This is a genomic window from Lederbergia citrisecunda (assembly GCF_018343695.1).
Classification (GTDB): Bacteria; Bacillota; Bacilli; order Bacillales; family Bacillaceae_C; genus Lederbergia; species Lederbergia citrisecunda.
On the sequence record NZ_JAGYPJ010000001.1, the window covers coordinates 2,612,907 to 2,629,582 of the forward strand.

A 16,676-nucleotide genomic window follows, 5' to 3' on the forward strand; every position below is an offset into this window, starting at 1 on the left:
GTCTAAAGTTTCACGGTTTTTCCCGTTTCACGACTTTCATTCGCAGCCTCTAAAAATTTAGTAATCTCCAATGTTTCTAAGTTATTAATTGGGGACTTTCCGTATTTAAAAAATTGGATGATTTCCTCTAAAAGAGACGCATAATACGGTTTTTTATCAGCATTAACATCAACGTATTGTGTCCCATCTTCACGATGAATCAATGCGCCAAATGAAGAATTGCCTTTTCGATTTCCTCGAATACTTCCAATTCTGCCATCCTTCCATTCTCCAACAATCAGATCATGATCATCATTATTCATAACCGTTACTTTTTCGCATCCCGGACCTAACACTCGATAAAGCATTTCTACCGTATGAATTCCATACCAAAATAAGCCATGGGTTGGCTCCATTGCCAGTGGGCCATAGCAATCGACACCGAAAATATTACCACCTTCGCCATTATCAAGGGCTGTCGTTAACCCTTCTGAGTATCTTAGCGATGAACAACTCATTATAGGGGTCCCGAACTGTTCAGCTAATTGGATAATTTTCTTCGCATCACCTGACGAAGTGGAAAATGGTTTATCAATAAAAGTAGGTTTCTTAAACGATGCAATTCTACTAAATTGTTCAAGATGGACTCGACCATCAACAGACTCTAGCAAAATAGCGTCACTCTCTTCCACTACCTCTTCAGGAGTCTGAACAATTTTAACACAAAAATGGTCACGCATTTCTTGTGTATAGCCATCTACACGAGTATAGCTAAATTCCATATCTGACCCACCTGGGAACGCAACAATAACTTCTCCTCCTGCAACATGATGATCATGTTTAGGATCATTCAGGAGCTTTGTAAATGCAATAACATGTGAGGTATCCAGCCCAATCATTCCAATTTTGATTTTACTCAAGAGAACCAGCTCCCTTTAAGGATTTACTTTTACTTCTTTTCCTGTTCTCGAAGACTCATAGATCGCTAAAATTAAATCAACTGCTTTTCGCGCATCCTCACCTGGTACGAGAGGTTCACGATCCTCACGAACAGCCTGAATGATATCATCAACAAAAGCATAATGTCCCTCATCTGAAATTGCCTTTGGATCACTGCTTCCACCTTCACTGTCACCAACCTGTGGAATCGCTTCACCACTATCAAGAAATTCCCAATGTTTAAAGCCACTATCGGCAAAAATAATCGAACCATTTTCCCCATGTATTTCAAATCTTGTCTCTTGTCCAGGATAAACAGAAGTTGTCCCTTGAATGACCCCGAATGCACCATTTTTATATTTGACCGCAATTACTGCAGTATCTTCCACTTCAATATTTCTAACTAACGGAGCGGTGTAAGCGAATACAGATTCAACATCACCAACCATCCATTGGATAAGGTCAATTCCATGTACCCCTTGGTTCATAAGGGCACCACCGCCATCCAATTCCCAAGTTCCTCTCCAACCAGCACTCGCATAGTATTCCGGACTACGATAATATTTTAAATAAGCATCACCAAGGACAAGTTTCCCAAGCTTACCTTCTTGAATCGCTTTACGCGTTATGATGGCCGCATCCAACATCCTTCTTTGATAAACACATCCTAATTTCACTTTATTTTCTCTACACACTTTAATCATTTCAGTCATTTTTTCTTTCGTGATATCTAATGGCTTTTCACAGAGAACATGGATCCCTGACTTCGCTGCAGCAATCGCTACCTCCGCATGAAGTCCACTTGGCATACAAACGGATACGATATCAATCTCTTCTTCCTTGAACATTGTTTCATAATCGGTATATGTTTTTGAAACAGAAAATTCCTTAGCTAATGTTTCTGCCTTTTCTTTTCCAGTATCACAAATTGCAACTAATTCAGCTTCTTTATTAGCCGTAATCGCCTTTGCATGAAAAGGCGCAATCACACCAGCTCCAACAATCGCGAATTTCAATTTGGTGGTCATGAAAGACACTCCTTTATGTATTAGTTTGATATTTCTTATCTAAAAAAACGATAAATTAAAACGCTTTCCAAAATTGAACACTAACATTATGGTTAGGACTAATTATAAATCTATTCTTAAGTGCATTAGAAATGTTCCTCTTTATGACATTCTATTTCAAATGATAAAATCCTCTTAGTTTTCCTTAAAAAAGCCTAGGCTACCACAATTAGATGAATATCCTTTACTTTCCTGCGACTAAAAATATGGATTTTTGAAGGTATTCACCAGTTGCTCCTTTAAATATTAAACACCCCCATTCTAACAGGGGGTGCCAAAATTTCACAGATTCTCTTTCACAGTATTATTTGTCATTTAAAAAACTCAATAAAAAGCTAACTTTTTACAGAACACCGATCTATTAATCAACCCATCTCCGGAATCCATACCCGCATCTCTCCTGGCTCACGATTATCCCACGAATAGTAAGGAACCGCTGTAAATGTAAAAGGAGAAGCATCAGGTTTTACAGGTTTATAGAGTTTGTTATCCCAATCATTATCATCCATTACCATTCCCTTGCCTGTAATTTTAACAACTCCATCAAGGAGCTCAGGAATGTATTCTTCAACAAAACCGCTATCTCTACATATGCTAATTTTTTGAAGGGGTTCGATATTGTCAGTGGATTCTAAGCAATAGACAACAGGTCCTTTTTGGATTGCAATGTGATTTATATTTTGACGAACTTTTGGATTTGAATAAAAACGTTGAGCTGGCATGGCTAAAATGAGCTTTACTGTATCATCGTTTGTCCATTCTTTTTCAATGGTTACGTATCCTTTATCAAGCTTATCTGCGATTTCAACATTCTCTCCGTTTACTTCCAAAAGCGCATCTTGACACCAATCGGGTATTCTCAATTTCAGTCCGATTTTTTCCGGTGTTCCTACTTCAAAATTAAAAGTAATTTCCCCATCCCAAGGATAGTTTGTTTTCTGGTGCAATACGACTTCTTGACTTTGAATGTTAAATTTTCCGCTTCCTTCTACATATAAATGAGTCGCGATTTCATGATCATTTTGGGAATATACATATTCACCTAATGAAGCTAGCAATCTCGCAACATTTGGCGGACAGCAAGCACAACCAAACCAATCCCTTCTATGTACATTCCCTAAACTTGCTAATGGATTTTCATAAAAGAATTTTTTCCCATCTAACGAAATTCCACTAATAACCCCATTATAAAGTGCTCGCTCTAAAGCATCCGCATATTTCCCATCACAGTCCAGCTGAAGGAGACGATGATTCCAAAAAACAACCGCAACGGCCGCACATGTTTCACCATACGCCGTTTCATTTGGCAAATCATAATCAAAAGTAAAACCTTCATTCGCACGCGTCGATCCTATTCCACCTGTGATATACATATTTTTATTATGAAGATTATCCCATAATCGTTCACACGCTTGAAGCAGGCTCTCATCTCCTAGTTCTCCAGCAAGATCAGCCATCGCAGAGTACATATATAAAGCCCTCACCGCATGCCCAACCACTTTATCTTGTTCCCTCACTGGTTTATGAGACTGATTATAAGCATTCTTATCTTGATGACTATTCATAAAAGGATCGAAAAATCCCGGCTGTATTTTTTTCTCTAAATCAAAATAATGAGGCTGTTTTCCCCTTTCATCAATGAAATATTGGCTCAATCGCAAATAATTTTCATTCCCTGTCACTCTATATAATTTAACCAAAGCTAATTCTATTTCCTGATGCCCACAGTATCCTCTCTTTTTCCCCTCTTCTAAACCAAACACAGTATCAATATAATCCGCGAACTTGCAAATAACATCAAACAACGTCCTCTTTCCTGTTGCTTTAAAATGGGCTATACCTGCTTCAATTAAATGTCCAGCACAATATAACTCATGTGCATCACGTAAATCCGTCCATCTTTTCTCAGGTTCAACAATGGTAAAATATACATTTAAATACCCATCCGGCTGCTGCGCCCCAGCGATTAAATCAATTACTTCATTTAATAGAGCGTCTAATTCTGCATCAGGATGTGTTGCCAAACTATAACTCGCAGCCTCAATCCATTTTGCTACATCGGATTCCCAAAAAATATGGGGTACAGGCTCCATCCCCGGTTTCCAATCTAGTTTGAACGCATCAATTCTTCCAGTAGCTTTACATTGTTCGTATTGAAAAGGAATTGTCTGTTCTCGATTAACCTCTATTCTTTTCGCCCAAAACGAATCATTAATTTTAACATCTACAAAAGAAAGCGGTTTATATTTTTTAAGCTGTTTTGTAATCATTCTATTTCCTCCCTACCCTCGAATAGTTTTACTAATTCTTGCCCTGGATTTCTCCAAATCTCAAATTATTCTAAAAAGCTCACTATATCTATAATTGTTTAGCGATAGCATACTCTTACCCTTTAGTTCCTGTCAAAGCTATTCCTTCAATAAAATAGCGTTGCATAAAGAAGAATAAAACAATGATTGGTGCGACAATCGTTGCAGATGCCGCCATTAAATATCCCCATTGGGCATTGTACATTCCTTTAAAAGAAGCTAGTCCCAATGCCAACGTAAACTTTGAGTCATCGTTCAAGTATATTAAAGGACCAAGGAAGTCATTCCAGGCGCCAATAAACGTAAATAGTGCAACTACAATAATCGCCGGCTTTGATAGTGGAATGATAACGGTAATTAATACTTTCAATGGAGAAGCACCGTCCATATAAGCTGCTTCATCCAACTCCCTTGGGATTGTTCTAAAAAATTGTCGTAATAAGAAAATATTAAACGCTCCACCACCAAACCATGCAGGAACTGTTAATGGTAAAAATGTGTTAACAGCACCAAGAGCTTTCCACCCCATAAAAACAGGAATGAGTGTAACTGCATAAGGCAACATCATCGTACTAAGAACACAAGCAAAAATAATGTCCCGACCTGGCCAACGTAATCGTGCGAAACTATAAGCACTAACAGTACTAGAAATCAAAACACCACTAACTGCAAAAAGTTCAATCGTCATCGTATTTAAAAAGTATTTATGAAATGGAACAATAGTCAGAGATTCAGAGTAATTACTCCACACAAAAGGTCTTGGAACCCATTCTGGAGGGAATGTAAAAATTTGCGCTGTACCCATTAATGAGCTTCTAATCAACCAGGCGAATGGAAACATCATGATAATACTTCCCGCGATCAAAAGGATATACACAAGGATTCGCCAAATGGAAATCTTCTTTTTTCTCCTCACCTTTATCATTTGAGGACTTGTTTTTTTGTTCAGACTAACATTGGATTCACCATTCATCACTTGTCACCACCTTCGTAATAAACCCAACTTTTAGAACTTTTAAATACGATTAAGGTTAAGAGCATAATGATTAAAAAGAGAACCCAGGCGAGTGCACTTGCATAACCCATTTTCGTTTCTTGGAAAGCAGTTCTAAACAAATAATATACATAGAACAAAGTAGAATTATTCGGCCCACCATTTGTCATAATATAAGCTTCATTAAAGACTTGTAATGTTCCTATTAAAGACATGATTAAATTAAAAAAGATGGTTGGCGTCATAGAAGGAATCGTCACATATAAAAGTTTATGAAACGCATTTCCTCCATCAATATCCACTGCTTCAAACAAATGAGTAGGAATTCCTTGCAGCCCTGCAAGAAAAATCACTGCCGAGTTCCCTATTCCCCAAGTACTCATTAAGATAAGTGAAGGAACAGCGGTTCTCTCATCATAAATCCATTGCAAACCTGGCATTCCCATCATTTTTAACATGGAATTAAACAATCCAAAATCAGGATTAAAAATCCATAACCATAACATCGTGCTAGCGATACTTGGCACAATAACGGGAAGGTAATAGATTGTCCGGAAAATAGATAGACCTTTTACTTTTTGATTGAGTAATAGAGACACAATAAAGGCTACTATTATTACAAGCGGAACACTTCCTAATGAATAGTACAAAGTGGCACCAAGTGATTTTTTGAAAAGAGGATCCTCGGTAATCATTGTTTTATAGTTTTCTAGGCCAATAAAGGTAAACTCTCCACCAATTTTCCAGTCCGTAAGGCTAAAAAAGAGTGAAGCAACCATTGGACCAAGTGTAAAAATGAGAAACCCTAGAATAGCAGGCAACGCAAGAATAATTCCCCATCTTCGTTCTGAAACATACAAACCTGATCTTTTGTTCTTCTTCACGTTCAAAAGTATCCCCTCCCTTTTAAAGAGACAGGAAGAAATACATTCCTCCTGTCCTAATTTTTAGCGCTCATATAAGCCTTGAAGTAAAGGTTGAACCGTTTTTTCAAGTTCATCTAACGCATCTTTTGCTGACTTTTTGCCTAGCCATATTGGATCTAAGCCTGCTCCAATGGCAGGGTCAATCTCGACAAAGTTTTTCAAGCTATAAGATGGACCTGGTTCAATATTATTCATTGTGTAGTCAACAACCGCTTCTTTAAATTCCGGAGGGTGTACCTCATTATTTATCCAGCTATCAATATATTCCTGTTCTGTATAGTATTTTTCTTCTAGCGGCATCCATAGTCCTTTCGCAAATAGATCCACTTCTTCAGGATTATTGTGGAATAGATAAAATTTCATCGCTTCATCAGGGTGCTTCGTATCTGCGAAAATAACGGTAGGAGCGCCGAATATGACGGATTTCGCTTCTTTATATTTTGGGAGAACCCCGATTCCATAATTTAATTTACTTTCACCAAAATCAAGGATATTCCAATGGCCATCAATCACCATGGCAACTTTTTTCGTTTGTAAAAGTACACTTGTTGCAGGCATGTTTTCTTTTTGTGTAGGAGTAGGCGCTACATGGTATTTGTACATTAAATCCTGTAAGTTTTGGAATACTTCCACTGCTTCAGGGCTATTAAGAGTGTACTTCGTTCCATCTTCGTTCGTAATTGCTCCTCCATTGCTAAGTAAAAATGGATACCAACCAGCCCACCAAGTTGGGAAGGAAATTCCATATTGTGCAATGTTTTTAGCATCAAAATCAGGACTTAGAGCATTTCTTCCTTGATTATCAAGCGTTAACTTTTGTGCAGTTTCAACAAAGCTTCCCCAGTCCCAAGCATTTTGTGCATCGGCAGGTGGCAAATCAACCCCTTGCTCTGCAAATAAATCTTTATTATAAAAAAGGCTCATAATTTCTCCGGCTGTATTCGTACCAATTGTTTTACCTTTATCAAAGTAATAGAAGGTTTCAGGGATACGATTTTTCAATTCATCAAATTCCAACATATATTGAGTAACATCCATAACCTTGCCTTCTTCAGCCCATTTTAATGCTAATCCTTCTGATAAATAGGCAACATCAGGTAAATCTCCAGATGCCATTAATGTATTTATTTTCGTACCATAATCATTCGGAACATGTTGTGCATCGACTTTTATATTTGGATTTTTTTCTTCAAAGGATTTTACCATTTTTTCAACAGCTTGCTTTTCAAATACACTTCCCCAATACATGAATTTCAGCGTAACTTTTTCACTGTCATCTTTACCTTTACTAGTCTTGGATGAATTGTCTGAGCTGCATGCTGCAATAAAAATACATAGAATAGAAGTAAGAATTAAAATCCATATTTTTTTTGTCATCACTACAGTTCCCCCTTAATATTCATTACAAGCCTTTAGACTACAGACCTACAGTTTTTTCATAACTTTGAAATACCACCTCCTCTAATTAACATTTATTCTCCATCGTTGAATCTCTTATGATTAACTTACAATCTACTTTTTTCTTTAGATTAGAACCTTGTTCACCTTGGATATGATCGAGCAATCGTTTCGCAGCCAATTTTCCCATCTTAAAAGTAGGTAATTCCACTGTCGTTAAACCAGGTAGTAATAATGTAGAAAAATCGGTATTATCAAAGCCCACCAACGAAATATCTTTTGGAATCCTCATTCCATGTGCTGCACAATACCGTATTACACCAGCGGCCATACTATCATTCGCTGCAAAAATAGCGGTAGGTCGTTCATGTCCCTTTAGAATATCTGCAGCCAATGAATAACCCGACTCACTTGACCAATCACCTGTTTTTATCCATTTTGGGAATATTTCAAGACCTTCACTTCGATGTGCTTCAATAAATCCATTTAACCTTTCAATCGAGGCATTCCAATCAATTGGTCCATTAATAAAACCGATTTTATGATGTCGCAATGTTAATAAGTGCATCGTCGCATCATATGCCCCTTGAAAATCATTTGGTATCACATAATCCTCAGCTAGATCTTGCGTATATCCATATACATAAGTGTGAGGAATATCCGGTGTCTTCCATTGAATTTCTCTGACCCAGGAACTTGCATAAATCAATCCATCAATTTGTTTTGGATTAAAAAGCTGTGTGTAGTCCCATTCGCTCTCATGTTCATACCTAATTTTAGAGATTAATATGGAATAATTTTGCTGATACAAATACTCTTCTATTCCACCAATCATAGAAGGCACAAAATCCATAAAATTATCTGTTAATACACCGATTGTAAAAGTTCGATTTTGTTTTAAACTTTTTGCAATAAAATTAGGCTGAAATTGATACTCATTAATAACCTCTTGTACTTTCGCTTTCGTTTTTGAGCTGACCGGTGCAGTGCCGTTCAACACATGAGATACTGTAGAAGGCGCAACACCGGCAATCTTAGCTATATCCCTGATTGTGGTCAATGTTCAGTCCCTTTCACTATTAAATAAAACCGATTTCATTAACTAATCCATTTAAAATGATTTTTCTATTAAATTAATTAATCATATCTATCAGTTCATCTATTAAAGCCACCATTTAGATAAAACCGATTCAAATTTGTAAGTGCCTGCACTATAACCATTTCACCAATCCCTACCTCAATACCGGAAACTCCCCAATCCTCAACCTCGCACACCCATATGGAACGAGTTCCATCGTCTCAATTGTGGCATTTTCATATGGTTTTGGATCTTTTGGCGGTGCTGCGGCTGAATTATGCTTCATCATCCAATTTGCAAGCAGTCTCCCTTTTGTCCGTAATCTGATAGGAGCGTGTTCTGTTTTAAATGGTTGATAGTGAATTTCCTCCATTTCCTCTACATCGAATTGTGCATTTTGTATTAATGCGTAACGCCATGCAGATGTCGGGTAAAGCTCCCAATCATGGAATCGTTCACGTTCATGAACTCGAACCCAATTTTCTTCTATCGGCAACACATATACGAGTGGCCCCCGGTTCACGCTGATCGCATAATTATTTCTTTCTTCTAATTGAACTTGCATCGGGAGCTTAATCTCAATCTGATCACTAGGATTCCATTCTCTTTCAAGACGAGCATATCCATTTTCAACGTGAACATATTGAACTTGCCCGTTAACCTTTATCTTTATGTCAGAGCACCAGCCTGGAACCCTTAATAAAAGCGGAAACGTTGCCTTTTCCTTTAGACTTACGTTAATCGTCACTAGTTCTCGGAATGGATAATCACTTTTGACGCCTAGTTCGATATCCTTCCCATCCGCTACTTTGGCTTGTACAGTACAAGGTGCATAGGAAACAGCTGCTAACCCACTATCTTGAGTTGCCATCCACAGGCTTGAAGTAAATTTGGGCCATCCTTGGTGCATATTTGCGGTACAACAACCAAAGTTCGGTTCCAACCCAAACATATTTGCATCAGGACCGTTCGACCATGGACGTTTCGCCAAATTACAAATGACTTGATTCACTTGCTGATCATATTGGTGAGAATCCCACTCTGGGGAAATTGTTGCAGGTAAGGCGTTAAAGGCTACTTTTTCTAAAATATCTGCAAACACCCCATCCCCTAATATTCGGGTTAGGTTTTCCATACTGAACATATACTCTACAACTGCACATAACTCCACACCTTGACTCGGATGGGTTCCTGATAACCATTCATCACCTGAAAACATCCCGTGTGCTTGACCATGGTACGTCATCAGACTTTGAATCCCTTTATATACAGCGTCCTTATCACTTTCATCACCAGTTTGTCGATAAAAAACAGCTGGTGTTTTAATCCCCATCGCCACATTAACAACATGCGTGCGGTGATTCCATTCCGTTTGTTTGCGCCAGTAAGGGAAATTTGCAAAAATATGATTCCAATCAATCGTTTGTGCTTGGACCATTTGAGCTAATTGAAGTAACTCGGAATCCCCCGTCCTCTCATATAACCAATGGATTGATAATAATAAATCCGCTCCACGTGCTTCATGCCATTCCTTCAAAGGATGATCGACAAGAGCCATTTTCAAATACGAAAAATACTTCACCATGAATGGAATGACTCTTTCATCTTTCGTCACTTCTTCATATTGGGTTAGCACTTTCAACATGATAAAATCTTGCCACCAGTCATAGTTGTCCATAACGTTATTTGCATTTTTTAAATATGTAGGTCCAAACGAGCCATCTTCTTTCTGGCTAGAAAACGTCCATTCTATCCAAGGTTTAACCTTTTCTATTAATCTTTTATCCTCTAAAAGATATGCCAATGGTAGGAGCCCATCTAAATAGTATGGACCGCGCTCCCAACTATCACCATCTCCTCCAAGCCAGCCATTGTTTTGCCCAACATCATCCCATTGCTCATCTAAATGACCGGAAAAACCATTCGCTTGTATTTCCAATTGATTTCTTAACCATCCAGAAGGCTTTATACTTCCTAGTGGCAATGATTGAAAAACGGTTTCTTTTAAGCCTTGATACGTTGTATGACTCAACATCTCTTCCCACCTTTGCCTTTTTCTATTTACCTATGAGCCCATTATATTGTTATAATGGTGGGTAAATAATGCAAAATTCAAACAATTTTTTGCACTATCGTAACCTTCTAACGGGGAGAAAAGACAAAATGCTACAATTAATCGCACCACCTTTACCGATCATATTAGGTGTTGGAGAAGATACATATTCAATTGGTCAATCTCATCCAAACCGAAACAAAATTGGAGTATTTGATTTACTTGTCGTAACCAGAGGTTGCTTAATAATGGGGGAAAACAAAAAAAAGTATCCAGTTGAAGAAAAACAGGCGCTTATCCTCTATCCGGATCGACATCACTATTCGGTAACACCATGTGAAGCTGAAACACATTTTTACTGGATTCATTTTGTTACGCCGAAGGAATGGATTGAAATCAACGAGGATTCGACTAGAAGAGGATATGATTTCGCAAAAACAGAACACAGGAATGCTTTCTCGGAACACCCATTTTGGATCACACTTCCAAAGCATGGAAATATTCAAAACTGGAGCATAGTTGACCTATTATGCAGGCAATTATTATCAATAGAAGAAAACATGAATTACTCGTGGGAATGGAAAAGACAAATACAATTTCAGCAATTATTGCAGGAATTAGCCAATACAAATAACTTGGCGAAATCTTCACCTTCAATGGCAGTAGCAGAACAAGCCGCCTCTTTTTTAAAGAAAAATTTTGCAAAGAAAATAAACTATAAAGAGCTGGGGGAATCACTTTGCTACCATCCTAACTATATTGCTAGATGCATGATTAATACATTAGGATTCAGCCCGGTGGAATATGTAAACCAAGTACGCATTGACCATTCAAAAATTCTACTAGTCTCAACAAATTGGAGTATTGAAAAGATAGCAGAAAACTGTGGTTTTCAGCAAACGGCCTACTTCAGCCGCTTCTTTAAAAAGAGAGAAGGAATGAGTCCGAATCAATTTCGAAAACAGTATGAGGGCTAGTAATACATCCACTATTTTAATTTTTTCATTGCTTAAAGTCTCAAATAGCAGGATTGGAGTCATCGTCGGTGATTTTTATTTTGCTTAAGAGCACAATAGGAACAGCGTAATGGTGATAGAAACGGATAACGGCTAATAGGCGCAGTGTAATGGTAATAGAAACGGATGAAAAGGCTGAACACAGATAGAAGGCGTTCATCGATGATTTTTTCGTTACTCAAAGTCTCTACACACCGATTGAGGCCTTTCATCGGTGGTTTTTTCGTTACTCAAGGTCTCTATACACAGATTGAGGCCCTTCATCGGTTGCTTTTTCGTTGCTCAAGGTCTCTATACACAGATTGAGGCCCAACATCAGTACTTTTTTTCGTTACTCAAGGTCTCTATACACAGATTGAGGCCCTTTATCGATGATTTTTACATGGCTTAAAGGCACCTATACACGGACTGATGCCCTTTGTATCGACATTTCCGATTACGAAGGGCATCAATGTTTAATATAAATTTTTTACTCTATTAAGCATACATTCTCCGGGCATTTCTGATAAGTAATGCTCTTTCTGGAAAGTCTGAGATAATGGCGTTCACACCTGCATCTAATAGTTCGTTTATTTCTAGAGGATCATTGACGGTCCAAACCCGAATACTTCCATCCAAATTTTTCAAATAAAGATTCCTCATTAAGACGATTCGTTTTGATATATGCATTCCTTCCATATCAAACGTTTGGATATAATCATTTGGATGGGGAAGCTGATGCTCATATAAAAACGCAATCTTGGAGGAAGGATCCCATTTTTTAATACGTATCAAAGTTGGTAAATGAAAAGAAGAATAGATAACGTTTCGATTGTTCCCATATTGTTTTACAACATTCAATACTTTTTCTTCAATTCCTTCATAATCTACTAGATACGTCTTTAATTCAATGTTCAGTTCGATATCATAAGGTGCAAGTAATCCCAGTACTTCCTGTAATGTTGGTACACTCTCCAATTTCCAAGACTCATTATAATGTGGTAAATGGGTAAACTTGGCCCCTGCACTATACTCCTTAATCTCTGCTAAGCTTAAGTCTTTAATATATCCCATACCATCAGTCGTTCTATCTAATTTCTCATCGTGAATAACAACGATTTCCCCATCTTTTGTCATATGAACATCTATTTCAAGGCCATCCACACCTTGCTCAATTGCTTTCTTAAAACTAATCATCGTATTTTCTGGATATATCCCCATACAGCCGCGATGACCAAAAATTTTAGTCTCTTCCATATTAATACTTCCTTTCATTTATAAATTTTAGAGAATAAAGTACTAGAGCTTCATTCTCTATTTTATATGACAGGATTCCATTCAAGTACAAGGCAAAATCATAAAGAATAGTGGGAGAATCTTTAGTAGATCTTGCCCGCCAAAACGATGGATGAAACCTAGCTAGCAATCATAATATGAAACACAACTATTTACCTTTAGTTGTATTTGCTTGTTCAATCGCACTATTCAGTTGTTTTACAGCCGTATTATATGCTTTATCTACATCCCCACCGTTATAGACCGTTTCAAGTGCGGTTTCAATAATTTTTCTTTCTTCAGGAATCATATCCATAACGGCACCTTGTGTAGCATAAGATGATTTAGTTGCTTGAAGTTGATTAATTCCATTTAATACGTGACTTTGCTTATCGTATGATTTTGAAATATTGATCAACTCGACTTGTCCCATGCTTAACCTCCTTTTGATGTGCTAACCATATTGAAACACACTTTTTTATTACAAAATTCAAATTAACTGAACTTTTACACACCTTTTAGTACGAGTTAACATCTTTTACAATTTATTAATCTATTAGCAATAATTAGTAAGGAGAAACAGTAACTTCCATTAAGCATTTGCCAACAGTCTCTTCCTATCTACATTTATGTATTAACAAAAACTACAATGGAATAAATAATGCCTTTGTCTTTATAAAAAAATAAAGTGCAGAATTATGAACTTTTAATGTTCATAACTCTGCACTTTTGTGTTTGGATCAAATCAACTTATATAAACTGTGGGACCATGATTCTATTCAAGTAGAAGGCGAGTCTCCTAAATTTGACGAATCATCTAGATACTAACCTGAAATATTATTCTACTTCCCTAGAAACCACAGTAAAAAAATATCCTATAAAAAGATATTCTTGGATATCAAACTAAAGACTCCCCTTGTCTCTTTCTTTGTCACTCAATTCGCCACCTTCCACTTATGGTAAATCATTCCATCAACAGTTAAAATATTCATATAAACCAACAAGGAGAAGAACATTTATGTTATTAAATTTTTTAAAAATGAAGAAGGACAAGCCTAAAGTTAAAACTAAATCTAATGAACAGGTAGCCAGAAGAAAAGGAGAAATAGGAGAATACAAAATTGATATTCAACTTAATCAATTGCCCAAGGAATGTTGCTACCTAAGTGATTTACTTGTAGAAAACCCAAAAGCAAAAACGGGTTATTCACAAATAGATCATGTAGTTCTAACTTCTTATGGAATATTTGTCATTGAAACAAAGAACTACCAAGGTACCATCTACGGTGCAAAAGAGCAAAAAACTTGGTTAGTGAATGGCAAATTTAAAATGATGAACCCATTCGTACAAAATTACGGACATATCAAAGCATTAACATCATTTATTGAAGAAAAATACCATCATCTATTTATTTCTATGGTTTCATTTACGAAACGTTGTACTTTTAAAGTAGATTTAGACTATCGAAAAATAGCGTCCAACGAATTGATTGTATATGACATCGAATTATCAGAGTATCTACAACGGAAGCTTTCGATCTTGAAAATTCAGCACAAAGAACCTCTATTAAGTGAGCAAGAAATTTCAACAATATATAACACTTTTTCGAAAGAAAACATTATCGATTTAAAAATTAGAGAAGAGCATACGCAAGGAATAAAAAAACTAGTAGAAGAAAAAGATTTGGAATCCATTTGTTCAATATGTAATCAACCTGTTTCAGATACAGTAAAGGCCTACTGCTTGAGTAATAAAAAATTCAATGGAAACATTTACTGTTATGAGCATCAAAAGGGTGTAAACTAATCTATTAACTTTATAAGGAAAAGGTATATTGCTAGAAACCGAATTCCCTTTAGTGATTTGATCGTTGGAGCTATTATGTTTAAAAGGAAGGAAGAAAAAGAAAGTATAGTTCTTGTGATAAAAAACTCAGCTATGTATCTTGGTTGTATTATTACAACTAGCGGCGAGAAAGGATAAATAGCACTAAATTCAGCCAGTTGTAACCCTATTCCCCTTATTCAAAATAAAAATGCCAGTTTCCAATAATGACACTCAGAAACTGGCACAACAATGGTTTTACTTTCTTCTCCCTTTCATTACAAAACCAACAACCAACCCCACAGCTAATCCAATTCCTAAAGCTGTAAAAATAATATACAGTTGACTATCGTTTTCGGGACTCTCTGATTTTTTTTCCTCTTTGGTATGTTTGGAGCTGTCTTTTACAGGCTTATCACCTGTTCCTAATTTATTTACATCTTCTGTAGCTGCAGCCAATTCAGCTGTTCTCGAACAAAGATTCACTCTCAGCTTTCCATCTACTTCATTCGCATACACTAAATACTTTTCGTTTAAGGAAAAATTAAAGCCACAACTGGCTGAATCTCTTTCCGTGTAAACAATCAACTCTGATTGTTTACTCCCTTTCCATGATTGATCCACTTCAAATTTAACCTCAACCAAATCTACAGAAGATTGGACTTTATTATTTTGATTTGGATCTACAATCTCAACCACTTTCCCTGAAAAAACTGCACTACTTCCATCTACCCCATCCTGAACAGTGCCCAACGGAATGCATGAACAAGCAAAACCTTTAGTTGGTGATACGGCAAAAAATAAAAAAGTGATGACCGCAATGCTGATAAAACTATGAAGAATTTTCATTCTCATCTTTCTCCTTTTTCTTTTTTAGACGTTGGAGAATCAAGTTAGTTACAATAAAAAAAATTATCAATTGTTAAATGGGCTACAAATGGATTTACGAAGAGTCATTTTCAACTGAAATGAAAGATTAGTCACGAAAATGTAGGGATGAGTTCGGGATTGAACCGAACTCATCCTAGCACTTAACTGTTACCTTCTATGAATATTGTGATGTTTTTCATATATAAAAATCTTCACTGTGGAGGGAGAACAACATTGATTCCCTCTCCGCACTTCCTGCTTTATTATTTAACAAAATAAAAAAGCGTTTCTTTTAATGGAAACGCATCTATAGCATATTAGCAAACTACAAATTCAATATTCTTAGCTGTTCGTTCAGCAATAGATTTCCCCATTATTTGCTCAACAAGATATAGAGCCATATTAATCCCTGAAGAAACTCCCCCAGAAGATAGGAGATTATCATCATGTACGACTTTAGTATCTGTTTCTACTATAATATCAGGGTATTTTTTTTGAAATATTTTAGATGCTAAATGATGAGTTGCAGCTTTCTTTCCATCTAACAAACCTGTTTCGCCTAATATAAAAGCCCCTGTACAAACTGTACATATATATTCTATTTTTTTATGTTTAATAATCCATTCACGTATCTTTTTATTTTTAGCCACAGATTGTACTGCTCTTAATGGTCCCCCCGGGATGATTAAAATATCTATTGGGGGACAATGATCAATATCATAATCCGGCTCTACTTTGATCCCCGAATGAGTTTTCATTTGTTTTCCCGAATCTGAAATGGTGATGACTTCAAATGGTCTAGTAGGCAATAAATGCTTTTTGTATAGAGTTAGAGCTTCTTCGGCTTTATTATTAGCTGTTAATGATAACACTTCTGCTGGACCAGTAAAGTCTAAAATATCTACAAAGTCATATAGTAAAATTCCTACTCTTCTCTTTTTCATTTAATTTCTCCTTTTATCAATACA

General features: G+C 36.6%; 14 protein-coding genes. 2 read left to right on the top strand and 12 right to left on the bottom strand.

Annotation, left to right across the window (positions count from 1 at the left end):
* Nucleotides 1-2: 2 nt before the first annotated feature.
* From KHA93_RS13030 to KHA93_RS13065, 8 genes are all read right to left on the bottom strand, one after another.
* The gene (locus KHA93_RS13030; protein ID WP_233711151.1) at nucleotides 3-899 is read right to left on the bottom strand and encodes a Gfo/Idh/MocA family protein; all 897 of its coding nucleotides are present in this window, start codon (nucleotides 897-899) and stop codon (nucleotides 3-5) included.
* Between the two features lie 15 nt (nucleotides 900-914).
* Nucleotides 915-1,946 (bottom strand): Gfo/Idh/MocA family protein, encoded by a 1,032-nt coding sequence (locus tag KHA93_RS13035; protein WP_213111124.1) that lies wholly within the window; start codon nucleotides 1,944-1,946, stop codon nucleotides 915-917.
* Nucleotides 1,947-2,350: 404 nt separating this feature from the next.
* Nucleotides 2,351-4,255 carry a glycoside hydrolase family 127 protein gene (locus KHA93_RS13040; RefSeq protein ID WP_213111125.1) on the bottom strand — a complete coding sequence of 635 codons (1,905 nt, stop codon included), beginning with the start codon at nucleotides 4,253-4,255 and terminating at the stop codon, nucleotides 2,351-2,353.
* A gap of 115 nt (nucleotides 4,256-4,370) precedes the next feature.
* Nucleotides 4,371-5,219 (bottom strand): carbohydrate ABC transporter permease, encoded by an 849-nt coding sequence (locus KHA93_RS13045; protein WP_233711530.1) that lies wholly within the window; start codon nucleotides 5,217-5,219, stop codon nucleotides 4,371-4,373.
* 47 nt (nucleotides 5,220-5,266) lie between these two features.
* Nucleotides 5,267-6,178, bottom strand: a complete 912-nt coding sequence (locus KHA93_RS13050; protein WP_432806316.1) for a carbohydrate ABC transporter permease — start codon at nucleotides 6,176-6,178, stop codon at nucleotides 5,267-5,269.
* Nucleotides 6,179-6,235: 57 nt separating this feature from the next.
* The gene (locus tag KHA93_RS13055; protein WP_213112920.1) at nucleotides 6,236-7,591 is read right to left on the bottom strand and encodes an ABC transporter substrate-binding protein; all 1,356 of its coding nucleotides are present in this window, start codon (nucleotides 7,589-7,591) and stop codon (nucleotides 6,236-6,238) included.
* A gap of 88 nt (nucleotides 7,592-7,679) precedes the next feature.
* Entirely contained in the window at nucleotides 7,680-8,672 is a 993-nt protein-coding gene (locus tag KHA93_RS13060; protein ID WP_213111126.1) for a LacI family DNA-binding transcriptional regulator, read from the bottom strand.
* A gap of 172 nt (nucleotides 8,673-8,844) precedes the next feature.
* Complete coding sequence (locus tag KHA93_RS13065) at nucleotides 8,845-10,725, bottom strand: beta-L-arabinofuranosidase domain-containing protein (RefSeq protein WP_213111127.1); 1,881 nt, start codon at nucleotides 10,723-10,725, stop codon at nucleotides 8,845-8,847.
* Nucleotides 10,726-10,853: 128 nt separating this feature from the next.
* Between KHA93_RS13065 and KHA93_RS13070 the strand changes: the two genes are divergently transcribed.
* Nucleotides 10,854-11,720 carry a helix-turn-helix domain-containing protein gene (locus KHA93_RS13070; RefSeq protein WP_213111128.1) on the top strand — a complete coding sequence of 289 codons (867 nt, stop codon included), beginning with the start codon at nucleotides 10,854-10,856 and terminating at the stop codon, nucleotides 11,718-11,720.
* 516 nt (nucleotides 11,721-12,236) lie between these two features.
* Here the strand turns inward: KHA93_RS13070 and KHA93_RS13075 are convergent.
* Nucleotides 12,237-12,995 carry a glycerophosphodiester phosphodiesterase gene (locus KHA93_RS13075; RefSeq protein WP_213111129.1) on the bottom strand — a complete coding sequence of 253 codons (759 nt, stop codon included), beginning with the start codon at nucleotides 12,993-12,995 and terminating at the stop codon, nucleotides 12,237-12,239.
* Between the two features lie 187 nt (nucleotides 12,996-13,182).
* Nucleotides 13,183-13,446, bottom strand: coding sequence for a hypothetical protein (locus KHA93_RS13080; RefSeq protein WP_213111130.1), 264 nt, complete (start codon nucleotides 13,444-13,446; stop codon nucleotides 13,183-13,185).
* A 585-nt stretch (nucleotides 13,447-14,031) separates the two neighbouring features.
* On the opposite strand from KHA93_RS13080, the gene KHA93_RS13085 reads away from it, so the two are divergent.
* Nucleotides 14,032-14,820, top strand: coding sequence for a nuclease-related domain-containing protein (locus KHA93_RS13085; RefSeq protein WP_213111131.1), 789 nt, complete (start codon nucleotides 14,032-14,034; stop codon nucleotides 14,818-14,820).
* A gap of 276 nt (nucleotides 14,821-15,096) precedes the next feature.
* On the opposite strand, the gene KHA93_RS13090 is transcribed toward KHA93_RS13085, so the two are convergent.
* Nucleotides 15,097-15,687, bottom strand: coding sequence for a hypothetical protein (locus KHA93_RS13090; protein ID WP_213111132.1), 591 nt, complete (start codon nucleotides 15,685-15,687; stop codon nucleotides 15,097-15,099).
* 338 nt (nucleotides 15,688-16,025) lie between these two features.
* On the bottom strand, nucleotides 16,026-16,652 hold the full coding sequence (locus KHA93_RS13095) for a DJ-1/PfpI family protein (protein ID WP_213111133.1): 627 nt from the start codon (nucleotides 16,650-16,652) through the stop codon (nucleotides 16,026-16,028).
* Nucleotides 16,653-16,676 lie beyond the last annotated feature (24 nt).

Coding starts and splice junctions, on each gene's coding strand:
- KHA93_RS13035 (WP_213111124.1), bottom strand. CDS start 1,946: ATGACCACCAAATTGAAATTCGCGATTGTTGGAGCTGGTGTGATTGCG.
- KHA93_RS13040 (WP_213111125.1), bottom strand. CDS start 4,255: ATGATTACAAAACAGCTTAAAAAATATAAACCGCTTTCTTTTGTAGAT.
- KHA93_RS13045 (WP_233711530.1), bottom strand. CDS start 5,219: ATGATAAAGGTGAGGAGAAAAAAGAAGATTTCCATTTGGCGAATCCTT.
- KHA93_RS13055 (WP_213112920.1), bottom strand. CDS start 7,591: ATGACAAAAAAAATATGGATTTTAATTCTTACTTCTATTCTATGTATT.
- KHA93_RS13065 (WP_213111127.1), bottom strand. CDS start 10,725: ATGTTGAGTCATACAACGTATCAAGGCTTAAAAGAAACCGTTTTTCAA.
- KHA93_RS13070 (WP_213111128.1), top strand. CDS start 10,854: ATGCTACAATTAATCGCACCACCTTTACCGATCATATTAGGTGTTGGA.
- KHA93_RS13075 (WP_213111129.1), bottom strand. CDS start 12,995: ATGGAAGAGACTAAAATTTTTGGTCATCGCGGCTGTATGGGGATATAT.
- KHA93_RS13080 (WP_213111130.1), bottom strand. CDS start 13,446: ATGGGACAAGTCGAGTTGATCAATATTTCAAAATCATACGATAAGCAA.
- KHA93_RS13085 (WP_213111131.1), top strand. CDS start 14,032: ATGTTATTAAATTTTTTAAAAATGAAGAAGGACAAGCCTAAAGTTAAA.
- KHA93_RS13090 (WP_213111132.1), bottom strand. CDS start 15,687: ATGAAAATTCTTCATAGTTTTATCAGCATTGCGGTCATCACTTTTTTA.
- KHA93_RS13095 (WP_213111133.1), bottom strand. CDS start 16,652: ATGAAAAAGAGAAGAGTAGGAATTTTACTATATGACTTTGTAGATATT.